Below are 25,975 nucleotides of genomic sequence, written 5' to 3'. Positions count from 1 at the left end.
GGACGGGTGTCGCGGGCGACGGTTCGTTCCTCCACTGGAATACCGGAGGCCGGACCGCGACAAACGCGGTTCCCGCAGAATGTCACATGTCGGCAACGCGCTGTAGCGCCATGTCGACTTATTCCGCAGGGGGTGGGTAGTCCGCAAGGGTTACGATTCGAGCTGATTTGCGGATCGGAGTCGGGCGAAGCTGCGGGACAGCAGCCGGGAGACGTGCATCTGCGAAACCCCGAGTTCGGCACTGATCTGCGATTGCGTCAGATTGCCGAAGTAGCGCAGCAGCAGGATCCGCCGTTCCCGCTCGGGGAGCTGCACCAGCAGGTGCCGCACCAGGTCCCGGTGCTCCACGCCGGTCAGGGCCGGGTCCTCGTAGCCGAGCCGGTCCAGCAGCCCGGGCGCCCCGTCGCCGCCCTCCTGGGCCGCCTCCAGGGACGTGGCGTGGTACGCCCGCCCGGCCTCCAGGCAGGCCAGCACCTCGTCCTCGGAGAGCTTCAGCCGGTCGGCGATCTCCGCGGTGGTGGGGGTGCGCCCGTGGGCCACCGTCAGGTCCTCGATGGCGCCGCTGACCTGGACCCACAGCTCGTGCAGCCGGCGCGGGACGTGGACGGTGCGGACGTTGTCCCTGAAGTAACGTTTGATCTCGCCGACGACGGTCGGCATCGCGAAGGTCGGGAACTGCACCCCGCGTTCCGGGTCGAAGCGGTCGATGGCGTTGATCAGCCCGATCGTGCCGACCTGGACGACGTCCTCCATGGGCTCGTTGCGGCTGCGGAAGCGTGCGGCCGCGTACCGCACCAGCGGCAGGTTCACCTCGATGAGGGCGGCCCTGACCCGGGAGTGCTCCGGGGTGCCCGGTTCCAGCCCCGACAGCTCGTCGAACAGCACCTGCGTCAGCGCCCGCGCCTCCACCGCGTTGCTGTTGGTGCTTCCGCGGGTGCCCCCGCCGGTGGTCGTGCCGGTGGTCGTGCCGGTCCCGTCGCCGTCTCCGGAGGTCGATGGTGACGCGGGTCGGGCCGACACGGACATGCCACTCCTCATCGGTCCACTCATCCGGCAAAAGCGGTCATAGCATCACAATTCATGTGGACTGTGTGCAAGTGAGGCGCGGCCCTCAGAGAAAAAGCCCTCCGCCCGGCGGGCGGAGGGCTGTGCGTCAGGAGCGGGGCCCGACGGGCCGCCGCGGGGCGTCACTCGAACACGTAGTCGGCGACCACCCAGGTGGCGAACTCGCGCCACAGTGCCACCCCGGCCTGGTGCGCCGGGTGCTCCAGGTAGGCCTTGAGCGCGTCGGCGTCCGCCACCGAGGAGTTGATCGCGAAGTCGTGCGCGATCGGACGGTCCGAGATGTTCCAGCCCAGTTCCCAGGAGGCCAGCTCGGGGATCTGCCCGCCGAGCCGCTCGAAGGCGTCGACGCCGGCCGCGACCCGCGGGTCGTCGCGCTCCACGCCCTCGTTGAGCTTGAAAAGGACCAGGTGGCGTATCACGGTGCTGTGCTCCTCGCCGGCTCCCGGCGGTCAGTTGACCAGCGCGGTCATGAACTCTCCGACGCCCTTGGCGGCGTCCGATATGCCCTGGAAGCCTATCTGCACGAGATCGGCTGCGCGGGCCGGCGACGTCACGATCGTATAGAGCACGAAAGCCACGATGACGTACATGGTGATTTTCTTCGCCTGCGCCATGGCTGGAGTGTATCCACCGGATGGCCCCATCAGACCGGGTGACGGAAGGCCTCCTTGCGGGTGATCCGCGGCCCCGTCCCGCTCCCCCTGTGACACCCGCCGCAGCGCGGTCCGGACGGCCGGAAACGGCGAGGCGCCCGGTCCGAAGGGACCGGGCGCCTCACCTTTGTCACTCGCAGCGGTAGCGGTGGGATTTGAACCCACGGAGGAGTTGCCCCCTCACACGCTTTCGAGGCGTGCTCCTTAGGCCGCTCGGACACGCTACCGAGAGAGAGCTTAGCGGACGTCCGGGTGTGCTCCGAAATCCTTTGATCGGAAGAAGTGGGTGAGCAGCTCACCGCACTCCTCGGCGAGCACGCCGTGGATCACTTCCGGGCGGTGGTTGAGCCGGCGGTCGCGGACGAGGTCCCACAGGGAGCCCGCCGCCCCGGCCTTCTCGTCCAGCGCGCCGTAGACCACGCGTTCGAGGCGGGCGGCGACGACGGCCCCCGCGCACATCGTGCAGGGCTCCAGGGTCACCACGAGCGTGCAGCCGGTCAGCCGCCACTCCCCGAGCGCCTTCGCGGCCTCGCGGATGGCGATCACCTCCGCGTGGGCGGTCGGGTCGCCGACCGCCTCGCGTTCGTTGCGGCCGCGGCCGATGACCGTGCCCTGCGGGGACAGTACGACCGCGCCCACCGGCACGTCGCCGGTGCGCGGGGCGAGGCGGGCCTCCTCGAGGGCGAGCCGCATCGGGGAGACCCAGGGGTCGCGCAGTGGGTCCGGACCGGTCAGCGGACCGCCTCCAGCACATCGGCGCAGCCCAGCGAGTCGGCGATCTCGCCGAGCGCCTCCCCGGTCAGCGCGCCGTCGCCACTGAGGGCCAGCAGTTCCTTGGCGCTCATGCCGAAGTCCGCGAGGAGCTCGGCGTCCCCGAGCGGTCCCACGGGGACGTGCACCTCCGTCGGGCCGGGCACCACGTCGTCGTCGAGGTCGTCGGCGTCACCTTCCTCGGTGCCGTCGAGGTCGACGATCTCGTCCAGGTCCTCGGGGTCGCGGCCCAGCAGTTCGTCGGTGAGCAGGATCTCCCCGTACGAGCTGCGCGCGGCGGTGGCGGCGTCGGACACGTAGATCCGCGGGTCCTCCTCACCGTCGACACGGACGACGCCGAACCAGGCGTCCTCCTGTTCGATGAAGACCAGGACCGTATCCTCCCCGGCTGAAGCCGCCCGGGCCAGGTCGGTCAGGTCGCCAAGGGTTTCCACATCGTCGAGATCGGTCTCGCGCGCTTCCCAACCGTCCTCGGTGCGCGCGAGCAGTGCGGCGAAGTACACCGTGACTCTCCCACAGGTCTCAGGCCGTCCGGACTTTCGGGCGGGAGCCGAATGATCTGGCGCAGGTCCCCGCCCACACTCGGCATCGTGGCAGAAACCTCGGCTTTGCGAAGGGTCTTCCGCGCTGCGTCGTGAGAGGCCTTCCGGCTTTTTTCCGTGCGGCGGCCTGCGCGGACCCCCTCGGCGCCCGCCAGGCGGGGCATTGTGCCGACCTGGGGACTACCAGCGGAACGTCCGCATCCGCATCTGCTGGCGCGCGCGTGCCGCGCGCGCCCGGCGTGGCTGGACGCGGTCACGGAGTTGCTTGGCCTCGTTCAGCTCGCGCAGGAACATGGCGCGGCGCCGTCTGCGTTCGGCGTCGCGCTCCCGCTGCGTACCAGCGTCGCCCGTGTCGTCCGCGCCGGCGCCGTCGCTGCCGCGCTCCGCCATGGGGCACCACCCCTAGAGATCCACGTGCCCGGCCGGGACAGTCCGGGAGTAAGTGCACGCATTCCCCCTCCCGGGTGGTTCGAAGCCTGGCCGGCCGCACGGACCGGGCGGGCCGGGCCGCGAGCCGAACGTTAAAGTCGTGGACATGCGGATCCACGTCGTCGACCACCCCCTGGTGGCGCACAAACTCACCACCCTGCGCGACGAGCGCACCGACTCGCCGACCTTCCGTCGGCTGGCCGACGAGCTGGTCACCCTGCTCGCCTACGAGGCGACCCGTGACGTGCGGACCGAGCAGGTGGACATCAGCACCCCCGTCGCGGACACCACGGGTGTGCGCCTGTCCCACCCGCGTCCGCTGGTGGTGCCGATCCTGCGGGCCGGCCTCGGGATGCTGGAGGGCCTGGTGCGCCTCCTGCCGACCGCGGAGGTCGGCTTCCTCGGCATGATCCGCGACGAGGAGACCCTGGAGGCCAAGACCTACGCCACCCGCATGCCGGAGGACCTGTCCGGGCGACAGGTTTACGTCCTCGACCCGATGCTGGCCACCGGAGGCACGCTGATCGCCGCGATCGACCTGCTGATCGAGCGGGGCGCCGACGACGTGACGGCCGTGGTGCTGCTGGCCTCCCCGGAGGGTGTCGAGGCGATGGAGCGCGCGCTGGCCGGCAAGCCGGTCACCGTGGTCACCGCGGCGGTCGACGACCGCCTCAACGAGCAGGGCTACATCGTCCCCGGCCTGGGCGACGCGGGCGACCGCCTGTACGGCACGGCCGGCTGACGCCGGCCGTCCCACGACGCACGCAACCGGCCGCCGGGGCCTGACGCCCCGGCGGCCGGTTCCGTCGTGGGACGTGGCCTAGCAGGTGCCGGCGCTCGGCGCCGCGCTCGGGCGGGCCAGGGCGGCAAGGGCCTTCTCGACGGCCTTGTCGCCGGAGAGCTTGGTGAAGCCCGTGCCGAGCATGACGTCCACCGTGCCGGTCGGGCGCTTGGAGCCGGCGGCCGCGGGCTTCAACGTGGTCGTGCCCTTGATCTGGGCGCTGACCAGCTTCATCGCGGCTTCGGCCTTGGGGCCGTGGCCCCCGATCAGCAGCGCGGCCACCTTCACCTTGCGGTCGTACTCGGGGTCGGCGTTGCCGAAGGTGCCCACCTTGAAGCCGCGTGCGGCGAACTCGTCCGCGGTGTCCTTGGCCAGGCCGCCCTTGGCGGTGGCGTTGTAGACGTTGATCGTGAGCTCCCCGGGCTCCGGGAAGGCGGTCGGGGCCGCCCCGGCCGAGCCCGGTGCGGCCGCGGCCTTGCAGGTGCGCTCCTTGGCGGCGTTCTCCGCCTTGGCGGCCGTGTTCTTCGCGGGTGTGGACTTGCCGCCGAAGACGTCGACCAGTTGGAGCGTGCCCCAGCCGGCCACGCCGACCACGGCAACGGCCGCCACGACGACCGCCACGATGCGCACCCTGCTCCGGGGGCGGCGCATCCGCGGGTACTGGTTCCCGGTCACCCGGTACTTCCCGCCCATGCCGGGGGGCGTCAGCATGCTCATGTGCGCAGCGTAGTGCGATTGGGCGTCCGGGCCTACTAAATGATCAACCAATCGGGGCCAACGGGGGGCACTTGAACCCGAAAGGGCGAAGGAGACCCCTGGCGGAGGCGGGCCCGTGAAGCGGTCCGGGGCTCAGTCCATCTCCAGCACCCGGGCGTGCAGCACCTGGCGCTGCTGCAGCGCCGCGCGCACGGCCCGGTGGAGCCCGTCCTCCAGGTAGAGGTCGCCCTGCCATTTCACGACGTGCGCGAACAGGTCCCCGTAGAAGGTCGAGTCCTCGGCGAGGAGGGTCTCCAGGTCGAGTTGCCCCTTGGTGGTGACCAACTGGTCGAGGCGTACCGGACGTGGGGCGACGTCCGCCCATTCACGGGTGCTTTTCCGGCCGTGGTCGGGGTACGGCCGCCCGTTTCCGATGCGCTTGAAGATCACACGGAAAGCCTACCGGGCAAGGGCGTACGGGCGCAGCAACGGCGCAGGAGTGCGATGGTGGGCAAATACTGTGATAGCGGGAGCAGCGGAGCAGCCCATGACCACGCCGAGCCCGTCCGGCGCCGCCCGGGCCATCGCCGAGGGGTACGCCTTCACCGGACCGGCCCTCGAACTCGGCGCCCTGCTGTGGGAGGACCGCGCGCTGCCCGAGGCACCCGTCCGCGTCCCGCTGGCGGTGCTCAACCGGCACGGGCTCGTCGCCGGTGCCACCGGCACCGGCAAGACCAAGACGCTGCAACTCGTCGCGGAACAGCTCTCCGCGCACGGCGTGCCGGTCTTCCTGGCCGACGTCAAGGGCGACGTCTCCGGCATCTGTGCCCCGGGCGTGCCCGGCGACCGCGTCGCCCGGCGGGCCGCCGAGGTGGGCCAGGAATGGCGCCCGGCCGGCTGCCCCGCCGAGTTCTACGCTCTCGGCGGCATCGGCCGGGGCATCCCGCTGCGGGCCACGGTGACGAGCTTCGGTCCGGTGCTGCTGTCCAAGGTGCTGGGGCTCAACACCACGCAGGAGCAGTCGCTCGGCCTGATCTTCCACTACGCCGACACCAAGGGCCTGGAACTGCTGGACCTGAAGGACCTGCGGGCCGTGGTCACCTTCCTCACCTCCGACGAGGGCAAGCCGGAACTGAAGGGGATCGGCGGGGTATCGCCGGCGACGGCCGGGGTGATCCTGCGGTCGCTGACGACCTTCGAGGCACAGGGCGCGGGGGCCTTCTTCGGCGAGCCGGAGTTCGACACCGCCGAGCTGCTGCGCACGGACGGCGAGGGGCGGGGCGTCGTCTCCGTACTGGAACTGCCCGCCGTGCGGGACCGGCCGCAGTTGTTCTCCACCTTCCTCATGTGGCTGCTGGCCGACCTCTTCGAGGATCTTCCGGAGGTCGGCGACCCGGACCGGCCCAAGCTGGTCTTCTTCTTCGACGAGGCGCACCTGCTCTTCACCGGGGCGAGCAAGGCCTTCCTGGAGGCCATCACGCAGACCGTGCGGCTGATCCGCTCCAAGGGCGTCGGTATCTTCTTCGTGACACAGACCCCGAAGGACGTGCCCTCCGAGGTGCTCGGCCAGCTCGGCAACCGGGTGCAGCACGCGCTGCGCGCCTTCACCCCGGAGGACGCCAAGGCGCTGAAGGCGACGGTGCGCACCTTTCCCACCTCGCCGTACGACCTGGAGGAACTGCTCACCGGGCTCGGCACCGGCGAGGCCGTGGTCACCGTCCTCGACGAGGACGGCTCCCCCACCCCGGTCGCCGCGGTGCGGCTGCGGGCGCCGCGGTCGCTGATGGGTCCCGCCGACCCGGCGGCGATGGACGCGGCGGTCGGGAATTCGCCGCTCTACGGGCGCTACGCGCAGGCGGTGGACCGGGAGTCGGCGTACGAGCGGCTGGTGGGGCGGTCCGCGGCGGGCCCTGGCGGCTGCGGACGCCGGGAGCGCCCGCAGGAGGAGACGGGAGTGGTGGAGCAGGTGATGGGCAGCGGGGTCTTCCAGTCGCTGGCCCGCTCCATCGGCACCCAGATCGGGCGCGAGATCACCCGGTCCCTCTTCGGTACGTCCAAGCGCCGCCGTCGCTAGGGTCAGGACTCCTTCGCGGTCTTCGCCTCCTTGGCGGCCCGCTTCTGCTCCTGCTTGAAGGCGCGCACCTTGTCCAGCGACTCGGGGCCGGTGATGTCGGCGGCCGACCGGTGCGAGCCCCGCTCCCCATAGGCGCCCGCCGCCTCGCGCCACCCCTCGGGCGTCACGCCGAGCTGCTTGCCCAGCAGCGCCAGGAAGATCTGCGCCTTCTGCCTCCCGAAGCCGGGGAGCTCGTTGAGCCTGGCCAGCAGCGCGCGGCCGTCGGTGACATCGCGCCAGACCCCTTCCGCGTCACCGCCGTAGTGCTCCACGAGGTACTGGCACAGCTGCTGGACCCGCTTGGCCATCGACCCCGGGTAGCGGTGGACGGCGGGCTTCTGCGCGAGCAGTTCGGAGAAGGCCTCGGGGTCGTAGGCCGCGATCTCGCCGGCGTCGAGGTCGTCGCGGCCCATGCGCTGCGCGATGGTCCAGGGGCCGGAGAAGGCCCATTCCATGGGGATCTGCTGGTCGAGCAGCATGCCGACCAGGGCCGCCAGCGGACTGCGGGAGAGCAGGGCGTCGGCCTCGGGCTGCTGCGCGAGGTGGAGTGTGGTTGCCATGCACCGATGATCTCGCCTGCCGGGGTTTGCCGCCCGCGGGTCACCCGGACGGCGGAGCGCGGATGGCCGTACCCACCGGCCGGGCGGACCGTGTGGAGTGTCCGGGCAGTGAGCCCGGGCGGCAAGGGACGGGAGCCATCTCATGAGCCAGCAGACACAGCCGGTCGCCGAGCGTCCGCACTCGGGGTTGGCGACGGGCGGCACCACCTTCGCCGGGGTCCTGCTCATCGTCTCCGGTGTCGTGATGATCCTCGAGGGCATCTCGGCCATCGCCAAGGACGACATCTGGGTGCGGCTCGGCGACTACGTCTTCAAGTTCAACCTGACGGCGTGGGGCTGGATCCACCTCGTGCTCGGCGTGCTGGTCGTCGTGGTCGGCACCGCCCTGCTCCAGAACGCCCCCGACTGGGCCCGGGTCGCCGGTGTCGCCCTGGCGGCGTTCAACATCATCGTGAACTTCGCGTGGATGCCGTACACCCCGGTGTGGGCGATCATCGTCATCGCCATCGACGTCTTCGTCATCTGGGCGCTGTGCAGGAGCTGGGGGGAGCACCCGAAGCGGGCCTGACCCCGGGTGCCCGTAAACGGCCGGGACCGGCCCGCTGTGCGCGGGCCGGTCCCGATGCGTCCAGTGGTCTCGCGGGGTCTCAGGCGCCCTCGGGGCCGCCGGGTTCGGTGCTCTGCGCTTCCGTTCCCCCGTCACCCCCTCCGGCCCCTCCTCCGGCCCCGCCGCGGGACCTGCCGCTCCGGCCGGCGAAGAGCAGCCGGGCGAAGAGGAGGACGTCGCGGCGGACCGCGGGCTTCTTGCGTGAGAACCATTCGAGCAGGACAAGCTTGAGCAGGACGCTGACCGTCAGTACCACGGCCGTGGCGATACCGGCGTTCTGCCAGGGGATTGCGGCGAGCAGGGACTGGGACATCAGGACCTCCGGTGAGGGATGCGACGAGGCGGCGATCCGGACCGCCGACGGGGTTTCTCACCCCGTGTCGTCCAGACTGGAGACGGGCGCTGAGGCCGTCCTCCACCCCTTCGCTGAATGCCAACCGAGCCCCCGCGCAAGCAATTTGGGTGGAAACTCAGCTGACTTGCCCTCCGGCGTTATCGTGATGTCATGGGGGCAGGAGGTACACAGGGCAAGCCGCTGGTCTCTGCCTTGGGGGAAGTGGTCATCGAGAGCCCGGGGTCCAGGGACACGCTCACAGGGACGTCCGCGGCCGTGCTTCTGCGCTTGGTCTTCGCCAAGGGCAGACCCATCAAGGCCGAATCCCTGAAAGGCATGCTGCCACGCAGTCGTGAGGACAACTCCGTGGAACAGGCTGTTCGGCAGGCACGTGCCGTGCTCCAGCGCCACGGGGTGACCTTGCCCAAGCAGAACGGCGGGTCGTACCGCCTGGAGCAGGGTACGGTCCGGCTGGACGCTCTGGAGTTTCCGGACCAGGTCGAGGCACTGCCCGCTGACCCCGAAGCCGAGCAGGTCAGCGCCCTCCTGAGGCTATGGCGGGGGGATCCTCGCTCCCTCCACGCCCTCGACAAGCGGCACTGGAGCGAGGCGTACCGGGCGCGGGACCGCTTGATTGGCGAGGTCGAGCGGTTGTTCCACGAAGGGGTCGAAGTCGACGGCTGGCTGGACTTCGCCGGCAACTTCCCCTCTGACCCGGAGATCATGCGGGTGGATGCTTTGGATCCGGCTCGCGTTCCGGTCAGGCGGCGGCGGCTCCTCATCGTCGAGGACAACGAGATCATGGGCCCGGAACTGGTCAGGCTGTTCGAGGAGAAGGGCTACGAGGCGAGACTCGTCACAAGCACGGCCGGTTACCACTCGGAGATCCGGCAGAACACTTTCGACGGGGCGCTCGTGGACCGCCACCTCACACCAGACAACGATGACAGCGATGGCTTCCTGGTCCTGGACGACCTCCGTGTCCGGGGAGTACCCCGGGTACTGCTCACCGCCTTCTTGCCGCCGGGCAACATCAAGGAGCGGATCAAGGAGCTGACCGAGGAGTACGGCCTGTCGGGTATCTGCTTCAAGGACGACCCCCGCCAGGTGAGGGGGCACTTTCGGCGCGACACCCTGCGGGTCGTGGACCAGATGATCCGCCCCGTGTGAAGAGGCCGTCAGCGCATGGAGCCCCGCGAGCCCGTCACCGGAAGTTCGATCCTGGCCAGGGCGCCCGCTTCACCCGCAGGAGAGGGGAGGAAACGCAGCGTGCCCCCGTGTCGCGCGATGTGGTCCCGCGCGTAGCGCACGCCCTGCCCCGAGCCCAGCGGCTGCAGTCCGTCCCCGTCCACCCGGCGGCGCTCGCCGTTGAGGACGGGCAACCACCTGGCGTCGACGCCGGGACCATTGTCCTGGATGTCGATTCGTGCCAGAGCCTGCCCGGAGCCACCGGGACCACGATGGCGAACCTCCAGCGTGACCGTCACCACGCCCTCGCGTCCCTGGCTGGCGACGGCGCGCAGCGCGTTCTGCAGCAGGCTGTCGAAAGCCAGCTTCAGCAGTTGCCTGCTGCCCCAGACCACCACCGGGGTCTCACCATCCGTCGGCAGTAGGGTGACCTGTGCCTTGCTCGAACTGTTGATCCGATTGTCCCGGCACCGGCGGCCGAGTTCGATGCGCAGGTCGATCTCCGACTGCGCGTTCAGGTCCTCCTGGAGTGCTTCGGGATCCTGCACGCGGCGGACCGAGGCCCGGGCCTTCTCGACCGCCTGCCTCGCTCCCTCGATGTCACCCCTGTCGAGGCGCTCCAGTGCCCCTCGCAGGTCGACGGTCACATGATGGCCGTAGGACTGCATGATGGTGATCTCGCCGCGTGTGGCACTGTCCTGGCTGCGGTCGAGCAGCTCGGTGAGTTCCACCAGGTCTGCGTTGAGCCGGTTCTCCAGGACAGTGGGGCCCACTCCCGCCAACAGGGCGGCTAGGCCCGCGCCCGCCCACTCGTACCGCACTCCGGCATCGTCCCGTGCCCTCAGGAAACCGGCGGTCGCGACCCTCGACAGGGCGGCTTCCACGGAGACCGGCAGTGGGCCGGGGTGCACGGCGCTCAGGACATCGGTGACCTCCGCCGTGGAAAGCTGTCGTGCCGGATCGACGTGCCGGACGTACAGGAGCGCTCGCAGAACAACCGCAGCCTGTACATCAGAGCCGAAGGATTCACGCATCACGCGGTCGTGAAAGCGTTCCTGTCGCCCCCGGTCCGAGCGCCAGGCGTCCAGCGCGTCCAGGGTGAGTTCCTCGACTGCCGAGCGCTCCCTGTACAGCCCGTCCGGTATCAGCTCGGCAAGAGCGGCGCGGAGCACCACGGGGTGGCCTTCGGTGTCGTAGAGGAGTGCGTCCGCGACAGACCCTGTGCGGGGGACGCCCAGCAGGTCCAGCCACCACTCCAGGTCCTCGCGTGCCTCATAGGGGTGACCGCCGGGTGCGGCCTCCTCATCCGGCGCCGGCTCCGCCCCGATCACATGGGAGACCCGCAGCCGGCGGCAGACGGCTCGGAGCAGGTTGATGCGGCGGGAGGTCACCGAGGCGCCTTGGGCGCTCGGTGCCGCCAGCTCGAGGATGGTGGAGGCGTCGACGGGTGCAATGCCGTGCTCCGTGACTGTGAGGTCCTCCTCTTCGAGTTGCGTGCGGAGGACCAGCCACACGGCGGGTCCGTCCCAGTCGTCGGCGGGTACCCAGTCGTCCGGCCCCACGTACAGGGGAAGCTGCAGCGGGAGGCCCAAACGGGCGATGCGCCGGTGGTCGGTCACCCCGGACAGCCAGGTCACGAAGCCGTCGCCCGCGGGCAGGACCCGGTGCCGGACGCCTTCTGCGCCGAGCCGGTCGTCGAGCGCGGTGGCGAATCGCCTCACGCGGTCCGCGGTGGGGCCCTTGCGCAGGTCGGCCAGCGCCTCGATCAGGGCCCGGTCCAATGGTTCGGACGAGCGCCACATGGAATTGAACTCCGGGCCCATCGCCACCGTACCGCGGTACCAGCTCAGCACTTCGTCCAAGGTGTGGTCCGGCCACGGCCAGCGTGTCCACCGGCGCACGGTCAGATGCCCGGTCGGCGCGTCGGGCGAAGGGCCGGCGACGATCAGTCTCTCCGCGGCAGCAAGTTCGCCATCGGCGAGGCAGTCCCGCACGGCTTCCTCCCAGCCTGAGCTGGGCCGCCCCCCATGAGAGGAGTCCTCGGACGGCGGGAGTGCATCGAGTACGTCGAGCAGTCTGTCCTCCAGCACCTCCGCCTTGCGCTGGGAGCGCTCCTCGATGTCCCGTTGCCAGCCATCCAGAGCCGCCTCGTAGTCCGCAGTGCGGTCGTCCGCCATGGCCCCGAGTCCGGGTGGACGGTTCTCCGGCAGTCCCGCGCGTCGGGCCAGCCTGACGAGGCTCTCCGCTCTGCGGGCCATCGCTTCCCGTGCCGTGGCGACGGCGGCGTCGACGTCCACGGCCTCGCCGCCGGGAACCAGCCGGGCCGCGCGGAATTCTCCTTGGACCACAAGATGGTGTGCTGCGTCCTCGGGGGAGGTGACGGGTTCGGCCAGCCCGTTCAGGATCGCCGTTGCCGCTGCCGCCGTGTCCCATCCGCCCTCGGGCCGGCTCAGCAGTCTCATCAGGTCCGGGTAGCGCCACCGCTCGGTCCAGGTCGGCACCAGTTGCTGGAGCGCTGGATGAGTGAAGCCGTCCCGGGGCTCGTCATTCACCATGTCCGTCCTCACGACCCGCCCATGCCGCGGGCTCGGCCAGTTCACGCAGCAGTCGGCCGACGAGACTGCGCTCGGGGCCGTCGGTCCCGTCGGCCGCAGCCGACATCTGTGCCATGAGTCCTGCAAGGGCCCTCGCTGTCGGCAAATGGGACGCCAGCCCTTCGGCGTGCGCCGATCCGCCGGCGTCCAGGAGCCGCACGACGTCCTCGGCGGCCTCGACCACCTCGGACAACCGGGCAACGAAGTTTCGTCGCTGTCCGCGTTCGAGAACGTGCAGTTGGTAACTGGACTCCAATGAGCGTGTGGTGTCGTCCAGCAACTGGTCGATCCCGCTGACCGGGTGCTCGGACACCCACCGCCTCACGGCCTCCGTGTCCCGCGAGCGTACGGGAGCCCGGAGGCGGCCGAACTCGCCCGCAGAGTGGAAGAGTGCGGCATGGGTACGGATGCCGGACACGAAACGGAAGGTGACGGCGGCCGTGCGTTCCAGCCGGCGGTCCAGCAACTCCCAGGCCGCGTCCAGTTCGCTTTGGTGACGGGCGGAGTCACGCTCCGCCCGGATCTGGGGCATAGGCAGCGGGCCGAGTCCTGTCGCATGGTGTTCCAGGGCCAGCTCGGACAACTGCTGCCAGGGCGAACCGAGGTTTGGATGCAGAAGTTCCAGGACGCCGGCGGCGGCGGTTCCGCGTCTGCCGAGCAGGATCTCGTTCACGCACAGGGTGGACAGCGCGGCTGCCTCGGCGCGTGCACCCGGGAGGCCTTGGGTGAGTGCCTCGTCCGTCCCGAGGGCCGCGTACTCCACTGCGGCGTCAAGCCCCTCGCCACCCCGGAGCAGCACCGCCAGCGCCAGCCTGAGTCGAGGCCGGGTCTCTTCGGCGGGCATGGCAGCGCGCAGGAGCGCGGCCTCCATGTACGCGCCTGAGTCCCAGCGATCACGCATGAGCCACCGCTGCCACCGACGATGTGTGCTGTCTCCGTCGAAGTGCCGGATCGCATGGGCCGCCGCCACCCTCAGCACCGGGAAGTGGTCCGGGTGGCCTTTCAAGGTGTCGAGGAGCGACCATACGGCTGCCGGACCGTCCTCCTTGGCCAGTTCTTCGACGGCGCTCCGAATCCTGGATGCCGTGGCGGCGGCGTCGGCGGCGTCGGGGGCCGAGGCGAGCGCGTTGAGCAACCGCTGTGCCGAGGTCGCAGCCCTCGGCCGCTCCGGAACGGGCACCGCGAGCGGTTCCTCCTCGGCGGGCTCCTCGGGGCCGCTCTCGCCTGTGGCCGCACCGCGAACTGCGGCCGTCAGTTGCCCCGCCACGGTTCCGTCGACGATCCGCACCCCGATCTCCGTCGGCCGTCTGTACGGCGATCCTGCCGAATGAGTGCCGACGGAGAGCAGATCGAAGCTGCCGACGACGCAGTCGTCGTCTGCGACGAGGATCCTGGCGTTGGTCGCCTGGGTGAGCACGCTCAGCCCACGGCCCTGGAATTCCTTACGCAGTTCGCCCAGCAACCTGCGAGGACCCTCGGCCGTGCCCGTAGTCTCGCTCTGCCGTCCGTGTGCGAGGGTGACCTCAGCGCCGCTCCAGAGGCGTCCCTTGACTGCGTCGGCCACTCTGGAGTCGAACGCGTCCGGGCCGATGAGCGCCGATGACACCAGCAGCCGGGAACGGGCGTGCCGCAGGGCCTGCCACAACAGGTCGCGGTGGTCCCCGTCGATGAGCGCTGCTGCCCACGGCCGGGTGCGGGCCTCCAGCTCACGACGGAGTGCGGCGGCGTACTCGGTCCAGGCACGATGCCAGAGATCGACGGAGCCCGCTGAGGGGGCGCCGCCTTCCGTTGCCGCGGACGGAGCCGCGGGTAACTCGGGGAGGTCGGGCTGCCATGGTGCCGGAAGCGGCTCGGACGACGTCGGGGCGGGCCGCAGCTCGCTGTGCCGGGTGCGAAGGCGGCGTCCCTCCATGTAGTCCGGAACCGCTGTCCTGGCCCAGCGCAACAGCGCCTCGACCGGCTCGCAGGGCCCGGACGAGGGGGCCTCGATCAAGCTGCCGATCTGCCGTGCACGGTTCTGCGGACTCCTGCTCGCCCGGCCGTGTCGCGGTGGTGGCGGCCCCAGAAACGGGTATCCGGTCACCAGCGCGTGACGGTCGTCGGCCACAGCCAGGCAGGCGTGCGTACGACTGGGACGTCGCGACCAGATGAGCCGGTTCTTCGCCCCGACGCGCAACTCCATCAACAGGTTGAACACGGGGGGTGGCAAGGTGCTGCGGTGACTGTCGCCCCACAGGATGACCACCCGCACACCGTTGGCGAGCGCTCGCTCCAGAGGCTCGAGCAACTCGTGGAGGGCTTCGTAACCGATCGAAGGGCAGCTGATCACCAGCTGTTGTGAGGCCTTGCTGATGACCTCGAGCAGCGCCTTCCGGTGCTCTTCCCGATCGACCAGAACCCGTGCACCGACTTCGGAGGCGACTCTGAGCCGCAGTAGGTCGTTGAGACGGCGCGCCTGGTCGGCCAGCTCCAGGTGACGGTCGTGGTACGTGCCCGCAGGTGCCCGGGTCAGCGATTCGACCGCCTCGTCGAATCTTTGAAGGGCTGCCTCCAAGGGCAGTGGCTCCGTGTACCCGACGTCGGCGGCGGCGCGGATGGCGCGTGCGAACGGGTCGTCCGGAGCGGTCTCCAGCCGGGAGGCGATCTTCTCCAGCACGCGCAGCCGGCTCTCGATGGGAAGAGCGGTGTCCGTGGATGACAGGCGGATACGATCCGAGTCGCGGTCCAGACCCACGTTGACGGTGAGCGCCAGCCAGCGGTGTGATGCCTGCGGGCGCAGTTGAGGCGGCACGATCTGCGCCGTCAGTACCTGCTGCTCCCGGCCCATCTCCTTCTCTTGGAGATTGTGCCGTTCCCTGCGGTCACGGCGTTCGCGGCGGAGCGTCTCGTGCAGGGCGTCCACCAGCTCCGACTGGGTGAAGGTCTGTTCGTCCTCTCGCGAACCCGTCACAGGCACCTGGAGGTTGCCCTCCCTCGGCCGCTCCTCGCCGCCGACCGGGAGAAGAGTTCCGGAGAGTTCGTCCACCATGAGCGAGAACGTGGCGGCGTGCTGTTCTGCGCCGTCCAGGTGGTTCAGCGTGCCCTCGCGGGAGTGTCGGCGGACCGCCGCGGTGGCCTTCACTTGGCCGTGTGCGAGGTCCACGGTGACGTAACCCTTGTGCCAGAGGTCTGAGACCACGTCCAGGGTCAGCCGGCGCCCGAGGCCCAACATGTCTGCGAGTTGGTCGGCACCGTAAGCCGTCGCCTCCTGCAGCTCGTCGTGCTCGTCGAGGGTGAGGGCCTTCAACACGATCAACTCGATCGGCGAGACGTAACGGCCGTAACCCACAGTCGCCCTGACGGGCACGACCGCGCACCGCAGGCTGATTGTCACAACTCCCATCGGCTCCCCCTCACCGGTCGAATACGTGTCCGGCCGGGCGTACGGCCCTGTGTTCCGAGAAGATGGCGCACAAGTCCTCCCAGAAGGGGACCCCGCTGTTGGCAAAGTGGCCGTGGTCTCCGACCAGCACCAGCAGCCTGCGTGCCCGGGAGCACATCACGTTCACCAGGTCCGGCTGGACCAGGTGGCCGAGGCTTTTCCACGGCTGCTCGACCGGGCCGCGGATCTTGTCTCGGACGAGGGAGGTCACGACCGTGTCCGCCTCGCGTCCCTGGAAGGCGTGCACGGTGTGCACAAATGGCGCCAGTTGGCCGCGCCCCCGGAGCAATTCGGTCTGCTGACGGTAAGGCGTGAGTACGGCGAGCGGGGCATGGCCCGATCCGGTGGCTTGCACGGGGCTGATCCCGAGCCGGCTGACGAATCGGTCCACGACGTCCACCTCGCCGACGTTCTTCCAGGCCGGCTGGTCCGCGCACATGGTCAGGGCGGCTGTGTCCAGCCAGAGGAGCGAGGAACCACCAAGCCACTCCGGTGAGGCGAAGCCGTGCGGCTCGTCCTTCTTGCCGGTGGTGATACGCAAGGTGCCCCGCGGCATGTTCGGCCCGGCCGGGTAGAAGACCTTGCTTACCAGGTCGCCGATCTCGCGATTCATCCGGAACTGTTCGTCGAGCGTGCGGACGGGAGCGCTCATCGGCGCCTGCCCGGTGCCGTCCGCCGGCGTCTGTTCCGTGTCGGGGCGCGCGGGCTGTTTCTGGTCCTGGCCGTCGAAGAGGCTTCCGAAGAGGTTGAACACGCGGAGGTACTGCTTGCTGCGGGTGCCGTGCAGGGCCAGGTTGGGATCCGGGTGGACAGCGGTGGACTGGAGGAAGCGTTCGACTTCCTGACGTCGGTGGGCGGGCAACTGATGGTGGTCGCCGATCAGTGTCCAACGCAGGCCCTGGGCGAGGGGGATGGCTATCTCGGTCGGCCAGGCCTTCGCGGCCTCCTCGATCAGCACCCAGTCGAATGGCTCGTCGTTGCGGATGCCGGACATGTGCTCGGGGTCCGCTGACGAGCACGTTGCGAAAACGAGGTTGGCCGAGCGCCGGATCCTGTCGGTCAGTTCCGGCACCGAGGAAGCAGCGACACGCTCCCACTCGGTGAGCAGCGCCCGTAGCCGCTTCTCTGTCCCCTCACGCCGTTTCACCGCGTGGCTCTGCAGCAGCCGGACGCGCTCCTCCGCCAGCCTTGACGGACGGAAACGTTTGAGGCGCTCGTCGATCCGGTCGGCCGTCGAACGCGTGGTGACCCGCAGAGCGATGACGTCCCCCTTGGCGAGGGGGTCCGGTCCGACCTCGCCGACGGGCAGCCGTTCGAGGATGCGCACGGCCAGGTTGTCCAGGGCCCAGTTGGACTGGGCCGAAACCAGGACCCTGGCGCCTGGCTCCTCCCGCAGGTACGCGGCCACCGCCCGAGCGGTCATCTCGGTCTTGCCCGTTCCGGGCGGCCCCTGCAGGGCGTAGAAGGGCTGTGAGACCAGCATGTCGGTGACGACTTCCTGGCCTATCCCTTCAGCCGCCTTCTCCCACCGGCCAGGCAGGCCTTTGATGGTCATCGGATGCTGGAGTTGTTTGACCAGGACCTTGTTCTCCAACAGACGCCAACGGGCGTGGAGCTGTCGGCGAAGCGCGACCGCGCTGCCGAGATCTCCTCCCGGCCGAATCCAGCCCCGTGAAGGCAGCGAGCGCAGATCCCTGCTGCTGATCCGGACACGGATCGCCTCGTCGCCCAGCTGATCGACCAGACTCACCAGGAGCCGCCGGTCGCGGGGGTAGTGGGGCATGCCCTTGCGGTCCCGCAGGACTTCGATCTCCCCGCCTTCCTCCGAACTGTTGAACGCGGCGAAGAAGTCTCCCAGCGAGGGGCGGAGCTGGGGGTCGGAGTAGTAGCTGGTCGACATGGCGTCGTGGTGCTTTCGCCGGTCGTCCCGTTCGCTGTCGAGGCGCAATGTGACCAGGCGGCCGCTGCTCCCTTCCTGGTCGATCTCGTATGCGTACTCCCGGGCGCGTAATTCGATTCCCTGGAACTTGAGCAGCCAGTCGAAGGCCTGTTCATAGACCAGGTCCTCCGGCGATGCGTCGGAAGCCCGTGTGATCGCGTCGATGAGCACGGTCCAGCTCGGCCGGTTGCGACGTTGGCCCGCGAATTCGGCCGGGTGGATGTCGTAAGGGATGACGTCCACCGACGGGATGATCCGATGAAGCGGACTCCGTCTCGCGTCTTCCTGCAGGGTCCGTCCGAGCGGCCGGTCCAGCGGCACCGGGTATTTGATCACCAGGGTGTTGTCCTCCGGCGGGCCGAGACTTGTACCCAGGACGTTGTACGGGCGGAACCGCTCGCAGAACCAGGCCGCGCGGGCGCCGATCAGAAGCTGGCGAGCGGCGCGCTTCGTCTCGGTCGGACCGTCCACGACGTAGGGATCGGCGCCGTGCTCGGCATGGAGGAGGCGCGCACCCTTCAGGTCGTCACGGATGAACTGCGCCAGTTCCTCACGGCCTTCGGGCGTCTCGGGGTCGAGTGACAACCAGCCCCAGGTGTAGAGCGTGCGCCGGAACTCGGCGGGGAGGAAGGCGATGAGGTAGGGGAGCTGACTCCCCTTCTCCTCGTCCCAATAGCCTGATATCTCCTCGTATTCTGCGCTGATCCGATTGACGACCGCCTCGGAGTTGGGCCTCGCCTCGGGATCGGGGTGCAGCATGTCGGCGAGCAGGGACTTGAGCGCGACGGGGAGCGAGCCGCAGTCGTTCAGGGCGCGGCGCAGCTTCTCGTGGCGCTCAAGTGCCCAGGCTCTCAGGGCTTGACCCGCCGTCCCGCTGGGTGGGGTCGGCTGGCCGGGATCCGTGGGTAGGAACCACTCGGCCACCGTGGCGCCCAGGCTGAACACGTCCGACCCCGTCTGGTCGGCGGGTTGGGTGTCCGCGTCAGGAAAGAGGTAGGCGAGACGTTCCGGTGCGCAATAGGCCAGAGCCCGGGAATCCTGACCGAGGAGGATCCTGACCGCCTGTTCGGCGGTGTTCTCGCCGTCGCTCTCGGCGGCCCTCAGCAGGTTGCCCACCAGGGCGCTCATCTCGAAACGGGAAAGTTTCAACTGCAGTCGCTCGGGTCCGGGCGGCATCGACTCGTCCTGATGTACGTCGATGGTTCCCGGCCACAGGTTCCGGTGCACGATCTTCTGTCTGTGCAGGACCGAGAGGGCGTCGGCGAGGAAGAAGAACTGGCGTACGGCCAGCGACGGATTGGTCCGGAGTCCCTCGAGCAGACCCGGTTCATTGGGCAGGCTGTGGACGGCTCCCTTGGTGACGACGTACGCGAAACCCCGGACGTCGATCCCGGCTGACGCTGTGTCGCCGCCGTCTCGGTAGCCACCGGTCTCGATGACCGGCAGTGCGGGGTGGCGCAGTGCCGCGGCCCGCAGGAGGACACGCACCTCCTGCTCCCACAGTTGCCCGGCCACCTCGGAAAGGCCGCGGTAGAGCTGGACGGTTACCGGGTACCCCTCCAGGTCGACCAGGTCGTAACGGTAGAGGGCGCCGGGGATCAGTTCGTAGCCGCTGTCCGCCACGGCCTTGCCCGACGAGGGGCGGTAGCTGCGGTTCTGGTTGCGCAGCGCGGAGGTCGGACCGCACAGAAAGCGCTCGATCAATCGGTGCATCTGCTCGAACGGCTCCACGGTACCCCCCGGTCGGCGCAAGCTCGCGTGTCGATTCCACCCGTTTCATTGATACCCCAGAGCTTCGTCGACTGGGTGGGGATCGGCGGCACTCGATGGAGGGGGCAGGGTGGATGTGCTGTGCCGAGTGCCGCGAGGGGCGTTTTCACCCGTTCGTATGGGTTGTCCGCCATATCGGATAGCGCCTGTGGCCCCGGGTAGCGCTGATCGAGTGACGCAGCCATTTGAACTGCCCGACTTCTACCTGCCGTACCCGGCCCGCCTGAATCCCCACGTGGAGCAGGCCCGGGAGCACTCCCGCGGGTGGGCACGGGACATGGGGATGCTCGAGGGCTCGGGCATCTGGGACACCCACGACCTCGACTCGCACGACTACGCACTGCTGTGCGCGTACACGCACCCGGACTGCTCCGGACCGGCGCTGTCCCTGGTGACGGACTGGTACGTGTGGGTCTTCTTCTTCGACGACCACTTCCTGGAGGCGTTCAAGCGCACGCAGGACCGCGAGGGCGGCAAGGCGTACCTGGACCGGCTGCCGGCCTTCATGCCGATGGACCCGGCGCAGGGCATGCCGGAACCGCGGAACCCGGTGGAGGCCGGCCTCGCCGACCTGTGGGCGCGCACGGTGCCGGCGATGTCCATGGACTGGCGCGGGCGTTTCGCCGAGAGCACCGAGCACCTGCTGCGCGAGTCCCTGTGGGAGCTTTCCAACATCAACGCGGGCCGGGTGCCCAACCCGGTGGAGTACATCGAGATGCGCCGCAAGGTCGGCGGCGCACCCTGGTCGGCGGGGCTGGTGGAGTACGCCGCCGGGGCCGAGGTGCCGGCCGCCGTCGCCGGTGCGCGGCCGCTGCTCGTGCTGCGCGACGCCTTCTCCGACGCGGTGCACCTGCGCAACGACCTCTTCTCGTACCAGCGGGAGACGGAGGAGGAGGGCGAGCTCAGCAACGGGGTGCTGGTCCTGGAGACCTTCCTCGGCTGCTCGACGCAGGAGGCCGCGGAGTCGGTCAACGACCTGCTGACCTCACGGCTGCAGCAGTTCGAGAACACCGTGCTCACCGAACTGCCGCCGCTCTTCGCCGAGCACGCGCTCGACCCGGGGGAGCGCGCGCGGGTGCTGGCGTACGTCAAGGGCCTGCAGGACTGGCAGTCCGGCGGCCACGAGTGGCACATGCGTTCCAGCCGCTACATGAACGGCGGCGGGGCGGGGGCCGGCTCCGGCGGAGGCTGGTCGCCCTTCGCGCTGCCCGGCGGGCTCGGGGTGTCGGCCGGCACCGTGCGGACCACCGGCCGCGCCGAGGCCGCCCGCTTCCGCGGCTTCACCCATGTGCCGCGGCGCACTGGGCCGACCCCGCTGCCCGACTTCCTCATGCCCTTCCCGGCCAGGCTCAGCCCGCACCTGGACGCCGCCCGGCGCCATGTCGTCGAGTGGGCGCACCGGACGGGCCTGCTGCTGCCGCAGCCCGGAGTGCCGCACTCCCACGTGTGGGACGAGCACAAGCTGGTCGCCTTCGACTTCCCGCTGTGCGCCGCCGGCATCCACCCCGACGCGAGCCTTGCGGGGCTGGACCTCACCTCGGGCTGGCTCACCTGGGGCACGTACGCCGACGACTACTTCCCCGCCGTGTTCGGCCGCACCCGTGACCTGGCCGGCGCCCGCGCGGCCAACGAGCGGCTGTCGGCCTTCATGCCGGTCGACGGCTCGGCCGCCCCGGCCCCGGCCACCGCCCTGGAGCGCGGTCTGGCCGACCTGTGGGCGCGGACGGCCGGGCCGATGGAGCCGCAGGCGCGGCGTCGCTTCCGCACCGCGGTGGAGAACATGACGGCCAGTTGGCTGTGGGAGCTCGCCAACCAGGCGCAGAACCGCATCCCGGACCCCGTCGACTACCTGGAGATGCGCCGCCACACCTTCGGCTCCGACCTCACGATGAGTCTGTGCCGACTGGGCCACGGCAGGCGGGTGCCGGAGGAGGTCTACCGCAGCGGGCCGATGCGGTCGCTGGAGAACGCCGCCGCCGACTACGCCTGTCTGATGAACGACGCCTTCTCGTACCAGAAGGAGATCGAGTACGAGGGCGAGATCCACAACGCCCTGCTGGTGGTGCGGAACTTCTTCGACTGCGACGAGCAGGCCTCGCTCGCCGTCGTCCACGACCTGATGAGCGGGCGCATGCGGCAGTTCCAGCATGTCGCGGCGAACGAACTCCCTGTCCTGTACGACGACTTCAGGCTCGGAACGGAGGCGCGGGCGGTGCTGGAGGGCTATGTGCGCGAGCTGGAGAACTGGCTCGCGGGCATCCTGACCTGGCACCGCGGCTGCCGCCGCTATGACGAGGACGAACTGCGCCGCCCGGTGGGGGGAGTGGTCCGCCTGCCCGTCGGCCCGACCGGCCTGGGCACGTCCGCGGCCCGCCTGGCGGTCCCGGGCGCGCGCTGACCTCCGCAACGGGGACGCGGGCGCTGCGGCTGTCGGCGACGGCCGCGGTCCGCCGGCCACCGCCGAGGCGCGGGTGACCGGCGTGGCCGGCCAGAAGCTCACGCCCACGGCACGACGACCTGCGCGGTCCTCCGAGCCGGCTGATCCCTCAGCCGGCCGCCCGCACCGCGCCCTCGGCGACCGCCAGGGCCAGCGCCATGATGCTGAGCTGCGGGTTCACCTCGGGGCAGCTGGGCAGCGCCGAGGCGTCGGCGATCAGTACCCCGTGCACGCCGCGCAGCCGGCCCGCGGGGTCGGCGGGCGCCACCTGCGGGTCCGCGCCGAGGGCGACGGTGCCCGTGGGGTGGAAGGCCGACAGGTGCAGCTGCCGTGCCGTCACCCGCTCCAGGACCGCCGCGAACTCCCGCGGTGTACGGGCCCGCGGGGCGGCGGGGACGCCGGTGAGGACCTCCTCGGCCCCGGCGGCGAAGAGCAGGTCGCCCATCGCGCGGACGGCGCGCAGTAGCCGGCGGCCGTCGCGGGGGTCGAGGTCGTAGCGGAGCAGGGCGCCCTCACGGCCGAGGACGCGTCCGCCGGGCCGGTCCGCGATCATCGCGCCGAAGGTGGCCAGCCGTCCCGAGTCCTCCAGCTCCGCGCGCAGTTCCCGGCCGACGCCCGGCAGCACGAACGAGCCCATGCCGGGCGGCGGGGCGGTCGCCTCGACGAGGATGCCGTCCTCGTGCAGCTCCTCCACGCCGACGCTCTGCAGGACCGCCGGGCCGCCGTCCGCGACCGGCTCGGCGAACCGCCCGGCGACACTGGTGGCGGGGTGCACGGCGAGGTTGCGGCCGGTCCGCGGGTGCCCGCCGAGGCCGGAACGGCGCAGCAGCGGGGGAGTGCGCAGCGCGCCGGCGGCCACCACGACCAGCGGGCTGAGGATCTCCAGTTCGCTGCCGTCCGGCCGCCGCACCGCCACCCCGCAGGCGCGCGGGCCGCCGGGCCGGCCGGGCTCGGTCAGCACGCGCCGCACGTGGGCCCCGGTGACGATCCGGGCCCCGGCCGCGCATGCCTGCGGCAGCACCGACAGCTGGACGCTCTGCTTCGCCCCGGACGGGCAGCCCACCACGCACTGGCACGAGCCCCGGCACCCGGGGGCGTTGCGCCGCAGGGGCGCGGCCCGCCAGCCGAGCCCGCCCGCGCCGAGCAGGGCGAGGGCGCCGTTGCGGCCCAGCACGTCCTGGGGCTGGCGGCCCACCCGCAGGGTGCGCTCCACCTCGTCCAGGTACGCGCCGAAGGCCACCGGGTCGGCGAGGTCCCCGAGCCCGTACTCCTCGCGCCACCGGCCCAGCACGCGGTCCGGAGTGCGGTAGCACGTACCGGAGTTGACGACCGTCGTGCCGCCGACGGCGCGCCCGGTCGGCACGATCAGCGGGGGGTTCCCGAGGGCGACGGTGGCGCCGCCGTCCCGGTACAGCTCGGCGAACCGGTCGAGCGGGGCCCGCCGTCCGAACTCCGCCGTGGTGTGCCGCCTGCCCTCCTCCAGTACGACCACCCGCAGTCCCGCCCGCGCCAGGGTGCGTGCCGCCATCGCCCCGCCGGCACCCGAGCCGACGATGACGGCGTCCGCGCGGGAGCGGTCCGGCCACTGGCCGGCGGGCACGCAGTCCAGGGGCGGGTCCTGCGGGGCCGGGAGCGCCGCGGCGCGAGGCGGCTCCGCCAGCAGCCGTTCGGTGCCCGCCGCCAGCAGCACCGGCACCTTCACCACGTCGAGCAGGGGCAGCAGCGCGGGCCGCGCGGCGAGTCCGGCCAGCACCCGCTCCCGCTCCGCCGGGCCCATCCGGTCCAGCCGCCGCCCGGTGCGCGCCGCCGCGTAGGCGTCCACCGCGGCCGCCGCGGCGCGGAAACCGTGCCGGGTCCGCGCGGGCATCGCCGCCAGCAGGCCGTCCAGCCGGCCCGGCACGCCCGCGGGCCAGCCGCCGTCGCCGGCGTCGGCGAGCAGCGCGGCGACCAGGCCGCGGACGGCGGCGCTCACCGGTCGCCCACTTCGGCGTGGGCGGTGCCGGCGAGCGTCCACTGCGCCTCGGTTCGCCAGCCGCCGCGGCCCCGGCGCTCCAGCAGGACGTGGGCGTCGGCGGTCTCGCTGTTGCGGCACACGGCGGGCGAGCCGTCGGGGTCGGCGTAGTCGAGGGCGAGGGTGCGCTCCGGCGGCTGGTCGACCCTTACGGTGATCCGCCGCCCGCCCGCGCGGCCGGTCACCGTCCAGCGCGGCAGGCCGATGTCGGCGGTGAAGCGGCCGAGTCCGGCGCGCCCCAGGGCCGGGCGCAGACCGCCGCGCGGCCAGTCGCGGCCGTCCTTGCGCAGCCGCAGGAACACCAGCGGCGGCAGGCGGTCCAGGCCCGGGCGGGTGGAGACGGCGGCGACGACCTCCAGCACGTCCCCGTCGCCGAGGTCGGCGTGCAGCCAGGCCCAGCGCCGGGCGTTGCCGTGGCCGTAGATGCGGGCCGAGGCCCCGGGTGCGGCGCGCAGGGCGAGTTCGGACCCGCCGTGGCGGACGGAGCCCGTGTACCGGGCGCGGGGCGAGGGCACGATCTGCGCGGCGGGCAGCAGCGGATGCCGCCACGACCAGCGGGGGAAGGTGTACAGCGGCCGCTCGGTGCCCGCGTCCTCGACGAGGTCCCAGGCGAGGGATCCGGCCGTGCCGCGCAGCCGGCCGGGGACGGCCTCGACGCCGTCCGCGGTGAAGCCCCCGGCGCCCGTCGAGGGAGGCCAGGGCAGCGGGCCGAAGCGGGCGTGCTCCACCGGGCCCTTGCCGTCCGGGGGGAAGACGGCGGCCCAGCCGTGGGCGAAGGCGGGGGAACCGTCGGCGGGGGCCACGAGTTCGTGGTGCAGCCACAGGCCGGTGCCCGTCGCCGGGTCGGTGACCGTGGTGTACCAGACCTCGGTGCGGCCCGCGGCGCCGTTCCAGCGCGGCGCCCACTGCGCCCGGGGGTCGTCCCGGCGGGGGAAGCGGAAGCTCGCCAGGAACGGCACGAGCGAGGTCGCCGTGCGGAAGCGCAGGGTGCCCGTGCCGGCCGGCTCCGGGTCGTCGCCGGCGGTGAGGGTGAAGGGCAGGGTGGTCAGCGAGGCCAGCGGCCGCCTCGGGGTGACGGACTTCCAGCCCTCCAGGAGGCAGCGGGCGCCGTCGAGTTCGAACTCCAGCCGGTAGTGGATGCGCCGCCGGGCCAGCGGCGAGACCTCCAGCGTGCCGTTGGCGGCGGCGTCGGCGCGACCCGCGACGCGCAGCCGTCCGGTGACACGGGCCGCGGTCGTGCGGTGCGGGAGCAGCAGGTCGTCACTGCGTGCCGTCAGCTCCAGCCGCACCGGCCGCTCGCGGTCCTCGCCCCGCAGCCGTACGGTCCCCGTCATGGTCTCGGCGAAGACCGTCCCCCGGGCCCCGCTCACCGGGACCTCAGCCCCTCGCGCATGATCTCCTCGGTCGCCGTCAGATACGCCTCCGCCGCCGCGCGGGCGGCCGCGCCGTCGCCCTCCTCCACCGCGGCGACCACCGGCGCCAGCCGCTCGTACGCCTCCTCCGCGTCCTGGAAGGGGCCCGCGAGGTGACGGCGCATCGGGAGGTAGGCGTTGAAAAGGGTGTTGGTGAGGAGTACGTAGACGCGGTTGCCGGTGGCGCGGGCCAGTGCCCGGTGCACCTCTGCGTCCGCCAGCTGCACCGCGTCCGGGTCCCCGGCCGCGCGCACGGCTTCCACCAGCTCCCGCAGCCGGGTCCGCGCGGCGCCGCTCGCCCGGGTCGCCGCCGCGTCGGCGATCAGGGCGCCCACGCCGCGCCGCACCTCGAAGATCTCCGAGAGCCAGCGCGCGTCGTGCCGGACGAGCATGGGCAGCAGGTCGGCGCCGCCGAGGCGTTCGTAGTCCCGGACCCGGGTTCCGACGCCGTGCCGGGTCTCCAGCAGCCCGGCCTGCACCAGCCGCCCGAAGGCGTGCTTGAGGGTGGTGCGGGTGACGCCGTACCCCTCGGCCAGCGTGCGCTCGGGCGGCAGCAGGCTCCCCGCGGGGCGGCGGCCGGTGAGGATCTCCTCGCGGATCCGGTCCTCCAGGACGTCCACGATCGACGTGCGCGGCAGCGCTTCCATCACTC

21 protein-coding genes and 1 tRNA gene are annotated in these 25,975 nt (G+C 71.2%); 5 read left to right on the top strand and 17 right to left on the bottom strand.

Annotation, left to right across the window (positions count from 1 at the left end):
- Positions 1-150: 150 nt before the first annotated feature.
- The 7 genes from ACRWNP_RS00730 to ACRWNP_RS00700 all read right to left on the bottom strand — a co-directional run bounded on the left by ACRWNP_RS00730 (position 151) and on the right by ACRWNP_RS00700 (position 3,421).
- Positions 151-1,026 carry an RNA polymerase sigma factor SigF gene (locus ACRWNP_RS00730; RefSeq protein WP_431958872.1) on the bottom strand — a complete coding sequence of 292 codons (876 nt, stop codon included), beginning with the start codon at positions 1,024-1,026 and terminating at the stop codon, positions 151-153.
- 161 nt (positions 1,027-1,187) lie between these two features.
- The gene (locus tag ACRWNP_RS00725) at positions 1,188-1,484 is read right to left on the bottom strand and encodes a Dabb family protein (RefSeq protein WP_431958871.1); all 297 of its coding nucleotides are present in this window, start codon (positions 1,482-1,484) and stop codon (positions 1,188-1,190) included.
- 30 nt (positions 1,485-1,514) lie between these two features.
- Positions 1,515-1,679, bottom strand: coding sequence for a hypothetical protein (locus ACRWNP_RS00720; RefSeq protein ID WP_018558266.1), 165 nt, complete (start codon positions 1,677-1,679; stop codon positions 1,515-1,517).
- A gap of 179 nt (positions 1,680-1,858) precedes the next feature.
- Positions 1,859-1,945 (bottom strand) — tRNA-Ser (locus ACRWNP_RS00715).
- A gap of 10 nt (positions 1,946-1,955) precedes the next feature.
- Positions 1,956-2,411: a tRNA adenosine(34) deaminase TadA gene (gene tadA / locus ACRWNP_RS00710; RefSeq protein ID WP_431958870.1), complete on the bottom strand. Its 456-nt coding sequence runs from the start codon at positions 2,409-2,411 to the stop codon at positions 1,956-1,958.
- Between the two features lie 38 nt (positions 2,412-2,449).
- Positions 2,450-2,992, bottom strand: coding sequence for a tRNA adenosine deaminase-associated protein (locus ACRWNP_RS00705; protein ID WP_431958869.1), 543 nt, complete (start codon positions 2,990-2,992; stop codon positions 2,450-2,452).
- Between the two features lie 219 nt (positions 2,993-3,211).
- Positions 3,212-3,421: a hypothetical protein gene (locus ACRWNP_RS00700; protein ID WP_431958868.1), complete on the bottom strand. Its 210-nt coding sequence runs from the start codon at positions 3,419-3,421 to the stop codon at positions 3,212-3,214.
- Between the two features lie 145 nt (positions 3,422-3,566).
- Here ACRWNP_RS00700 and upp point away from each other — a divergent pair, with 145 nt between their 5' ends.
- A complete protein-coding gene (upp, locus tag ACRWNP_RS00695; protein WP_431958867.1) occupies positions 3,567-4,202 on the top strand; it encodes a uracil phosphoribosyltransferase in 636 nt (211 codons plus the stop codon).
- A gap of 78 nt (positions 4,203-4,280) precedes the next feature.
- Here the strand turns inward: upp and ACRWNP_RS00690 are convergent, their stop codons facing one another.
- Both ACRWNP_RS00690 and ACRWNP_RS00685 read right to left on the bottom strand, forming a co-directional pair.
- Positions 4,281-4,958, bottom strand: a complete 678-nt coding sequence (locus tag ACRWNP_RS00690; RefSeq protein ID WP_431958866.1) for a LytR C-terminal domain-containing protein — start codon at positions 4,956-4,958, stop codon at positions 4,281-4,283.
- 132 nt (positions 4,959-5,090) lie between these two features.
- Positions 5,091-5,387 (bottom strand): type II toxin-antitoxin system VapB family antitoxin, encoded by a 297-nt coding sequence (locus ACRWNP_RS00685; RefSeq protein WP_319134963.1) that lies wholly within the window; start codon positions 5,385-5,387, stop codon positions 5,091-5,093.
- A 97-nt stretch (positions 5,388-5,484) separates the two neighbouring features.
- Between ACRWNP_RS00685 and ACRWNP_RS00680 the strand changes: the two genes are divergently transcribed.
- Positions 5,485-7,011 carry a helicase HerA-like domain-containing protein gene (locus ACRWNP_RS00680; protein WP_431958865.1) on the top strand — a complete coding sequence of 509 codons (1,527 nt, stop codon included), beginning with the start codon at positions 5,485-5,487 and terminating at the stop codon, positions 7,009-7,011.
- 2 nt (positions 7,012-7,013) lie between these two features.
- On the opposite strand, the gene ACRWNP_RS00675 is transcribed toward ACRWNP_RS00680, so the two are convergent.
- Positions 7,014-7,610: an HhH-GPD-type base excision DNA repair protein gene (locus tag ACRWNP_RS00675; protein ID WP_431958864.1), complete on the bottom strand. Its 597-nt coding sequence runs from the start codon at positions 7,608-7,610 to the stop codon at positions 7,014-7,016.
- A gap of 142 nt (positions 7,611-7,752) precedes the next feature.
- Here ACRWNP_RS00675 and ACRWNP_RS00670 point away from each other — a divergent pair, with 142 nt between their 5' ends.
- Entirely contained in the window at positions 7,753-8,178 is a 426-nt protein-coding gene (locus tag ACRWNP_RS00670; protein WP_431958863.1) for a DUF7144 family membrane protein, read from the top strand.
- Positions 8,179-8,257: 79 nt separating this feature from the next.
- Here ACRWNP_RS00670 and ACRWNP_RS00665 read toward each other — a convergent pair whose 3' ends face one another.
- Positions 8,258-8,530 (bottom strand): hypothetical protein, encoded by a 273-nt coding sequence (locus ACRWNP_RS00665; RefSeq protein WP_431958862.1) that lies wholly within the window; start codon positions 8,528-8,530, stop codon positions 8,258-8,260.
- Between the two features lie 297 nt (positions 8,531-8,827).
- Here ACRWNP_RS00665 and ACRWNP_RS00660 point away from each other — a divergent pair, with 297 nt between their 5' ends.
- Entirely contained in the window at positions 8,828-9,721 is an 894-nt protein-coding gene (locus ACRWNP_RS00660) for a hypothetical protein (RefSeq protein ID WP_431958861.1), read from the top strand.
- An 8-nt stretch (positions 9,722-9,729) separates the two neighbouring features.
- Here ACRWNP_RS00660 and ACRWNP_RS00655 read toward each other — a convergent pair whose 3' ends face one another.
- From ACRWNP_RS00655 to ACRWNP_RS00645, 3 genes are read right to left on the bottom strand one after another with little or no spacing between them, the layout of a single operon-like run.
- Positions 9,730-12,294, bottom strand: coding sequence for an ATP-binding protein (locus ACRWNP_RS00655; protein ID WP_431958860.1), 2,565 nt, complete (start codon positions 12,292-12,294; stop codon positions 9,730-9,732).
- Positions 12,284-15,715 (bottom strand): hypothetical protein, encoded by a 3,432-nt coding sequence (locus ACRWNP_RS00650; protein ID WP_431958859.1) that lies wholly within the window; start codon positions 15,713-15,715, stop codon positions 12,284-12,286. The genes ACRWNP_RS00655 and ACRWNP_RS00650 overlap by 11 nt, the downstream gene beginning before the upstream one ends.
- Before the next feature lie 10 nt (positions 15,716-15,725).
- Positions 15,726-19,424: an AAA domain-containing protein gene (locus ACRWNP_RS00645; RefSeq protein ID WP_431958858.1), complete on the bottom strand. Its 3,699-nt coding sequence runs from the start codon at positions 19,422-19,424 to the stop codon at positions 15,726-15,728.
- A 211-nt stretch (positions 19,425-19,635) separates the two neighbouring features.
- On the opposite strand from ACRWNP_RS00645, the gene ACRWNP_RS00640 reads away from it, so the two are divergent.
- Positions 19,636-21,861, top strand: coding sequence for a family 2 encapsulin nanocompartment cargo protein terpene cyclase (locus ACRWNP_RS00640; protein WP_431958857.1), 2,226 nt, complete (start codon positions 19,636-19,638; stop codon positions 21,859-21,861).
- A gap of 148 nt (positions 21,862-22,009) precedes the next feature.
- Here ACRWNP_RS00640 and ACRWNP_RS00635 read toward each other — a convergent pair whose 3' ends face one another.
- From ACRWNP_RS00635 to ACRWNP_RS00625, 3 genes are read right to left on the bottom strand one after another with little or no spacing between them, the layout of a single operon-like run.
- A complete protein-coding gene (locus tag ACRWNP_RS00635) occupies positions 22,010-23,872 on the bottom strand; it encodes a GMC family oxidoreductase N-terminal domain-containing protein (protein ID WP_431958856.1) in 1,863 nt (620 codons plus the stop codon).
- Positions 23,869-25,281 carry a hypothetical protein gene (locus ACRWNP_RS00630; RefSeq protein ID WP_431958855.1) on the bottom strand — a complete coding sequence of 471 codons (1,413 nt, stop codon included), beginning with the start codon at positions 25,279-25,281 and terminating at the stop codon, positions 23,869-23,871. Before ACRWNP_RS00630 ends, ACRWNP_RS00635 begins: the two co-directional genes overlap by 4 nt.
- Complete coding sequence (locus tag ACRWNP_RS00625) at positions 25,278-25,970, bottom strand: FadR/GntR family transcriptional regulator (protein ID WP_431958854.1); 693 nt, start codon at positions 25,968-25,970, stop codon at positions 25,278-25,280. The genes ACRWNP_RS00630 and ACRWNP_RS00625 overlap by 4 nt, the downstream gene beginning before the upstream one ends.
- Positions 25,971-25,975: the final 5 nt, after the last annotated feature.

It is taken from the genome of Actinacidiphila sp. bgisy160, from assembly GCF_965342435.1.
In the GTDB taxonomy this organism is placed as follows: domain Bacteria; phylum Actinomycetota; class Actinomycetes; order Streptomycetales; family Streptomycetaceae; genus Actinacidiphila.
The sequence above is the reverse complement of the archived record's forward strand: the minus strand, read 5'-3'. Positions and strand labels throughout refer to the sequence as shown.

Coding starts and splice junctions, on each gene's coding strand:
- ACRWNP_RS00650 (WP_431958859.1), bottom strand. CDS start 15,715: ATGGGAGTTGTGACAATCAGCCTGCGGTGCGCGGTCGTGCCCGTCAGG.
- upp (WP_431958867.1), top strand. CDS start 3,567: ATGCGGATCCACGTCGTCGACCACCCCCTGGTGGCGCACAAACTCACC.
- ACRWNP_RS00665 (WP_431958862.1), bottom strand. CDS start 8,530: ATGTCCCAGTCCCTGCTCGCCGCAATCCCCTGGCAGAACGCCGGTATC.
- ACRWNP_RS00690 (WP_431958866.1), bottom strand. CDS start 4,958: ATGAGCATGCTGACGCCCCCCGGCATGGGCGGGAAGTACCGGGTGACC.
- ACRWNP_RS00625 (WP_431958854.1), bottom strand. CDS start 25,970: ATGGAAGCGCTGCCGCGCACGTCGATCGTGGACGTCCTGGAGGACCGG.
- tadA (WP_431958870.1), bottom strand. CDS start 2,411: ATGCGGCTCGCCCTCGAGGAGGCCCGCCTCGCCCCGCGCACCGGCGAC.
- ACRWNP_RS00675 (WP_431958864.1), bottom strand. CDS start 7,610: ATGGCAACCACACTCCACCTCGCGCAGCAGCCCGAGGCCGACGCCCTG.
- ACRWNP_RS00720 (WP_018558266.1), bottom strand. CDS start 1,679: ATGGCGCAGGCGAAGAAAATCACCATGTACGTCATCGTGGCTTTCGTG.
- ACRWNP_RS00670 (WP_431958863.1), top strand. CDS start 7,753: ATGAGCCAGCAGACACAGCCGGTCGCCGAGCGTCCGCACTCGGGGTTG.
- ACRWNP_RS00680 (WP_431958865.1), top strand. CDS start 5,485: ATGACCACGCCGAGCCCGTCCGGCGCCGCCCGGGCCATCGCCGAGGGG.
- ACRWNP_RS00730 (WP_431958872.1), bottom strand. CDS start 1,026: ATGTCCGTGTCGGCCCGACCCGCGTCACCATCGACCTCCGGAGACGGC.
- ACRWNP_RS00655 (WP_431958860.1), bottom strand. CDS start 12,294: ATGGTGAATGACGAGCCCCGGGACGGCTTCACTCATCCAGCGCTCCAG.
- ACRWNP_RS00700 (WP_431958868.1), bottom strand. CDS start 3,421: ATGGCGGAGCGCGGCAGCGACGGCGCCGGCGCGGACGACACGGGCGAC.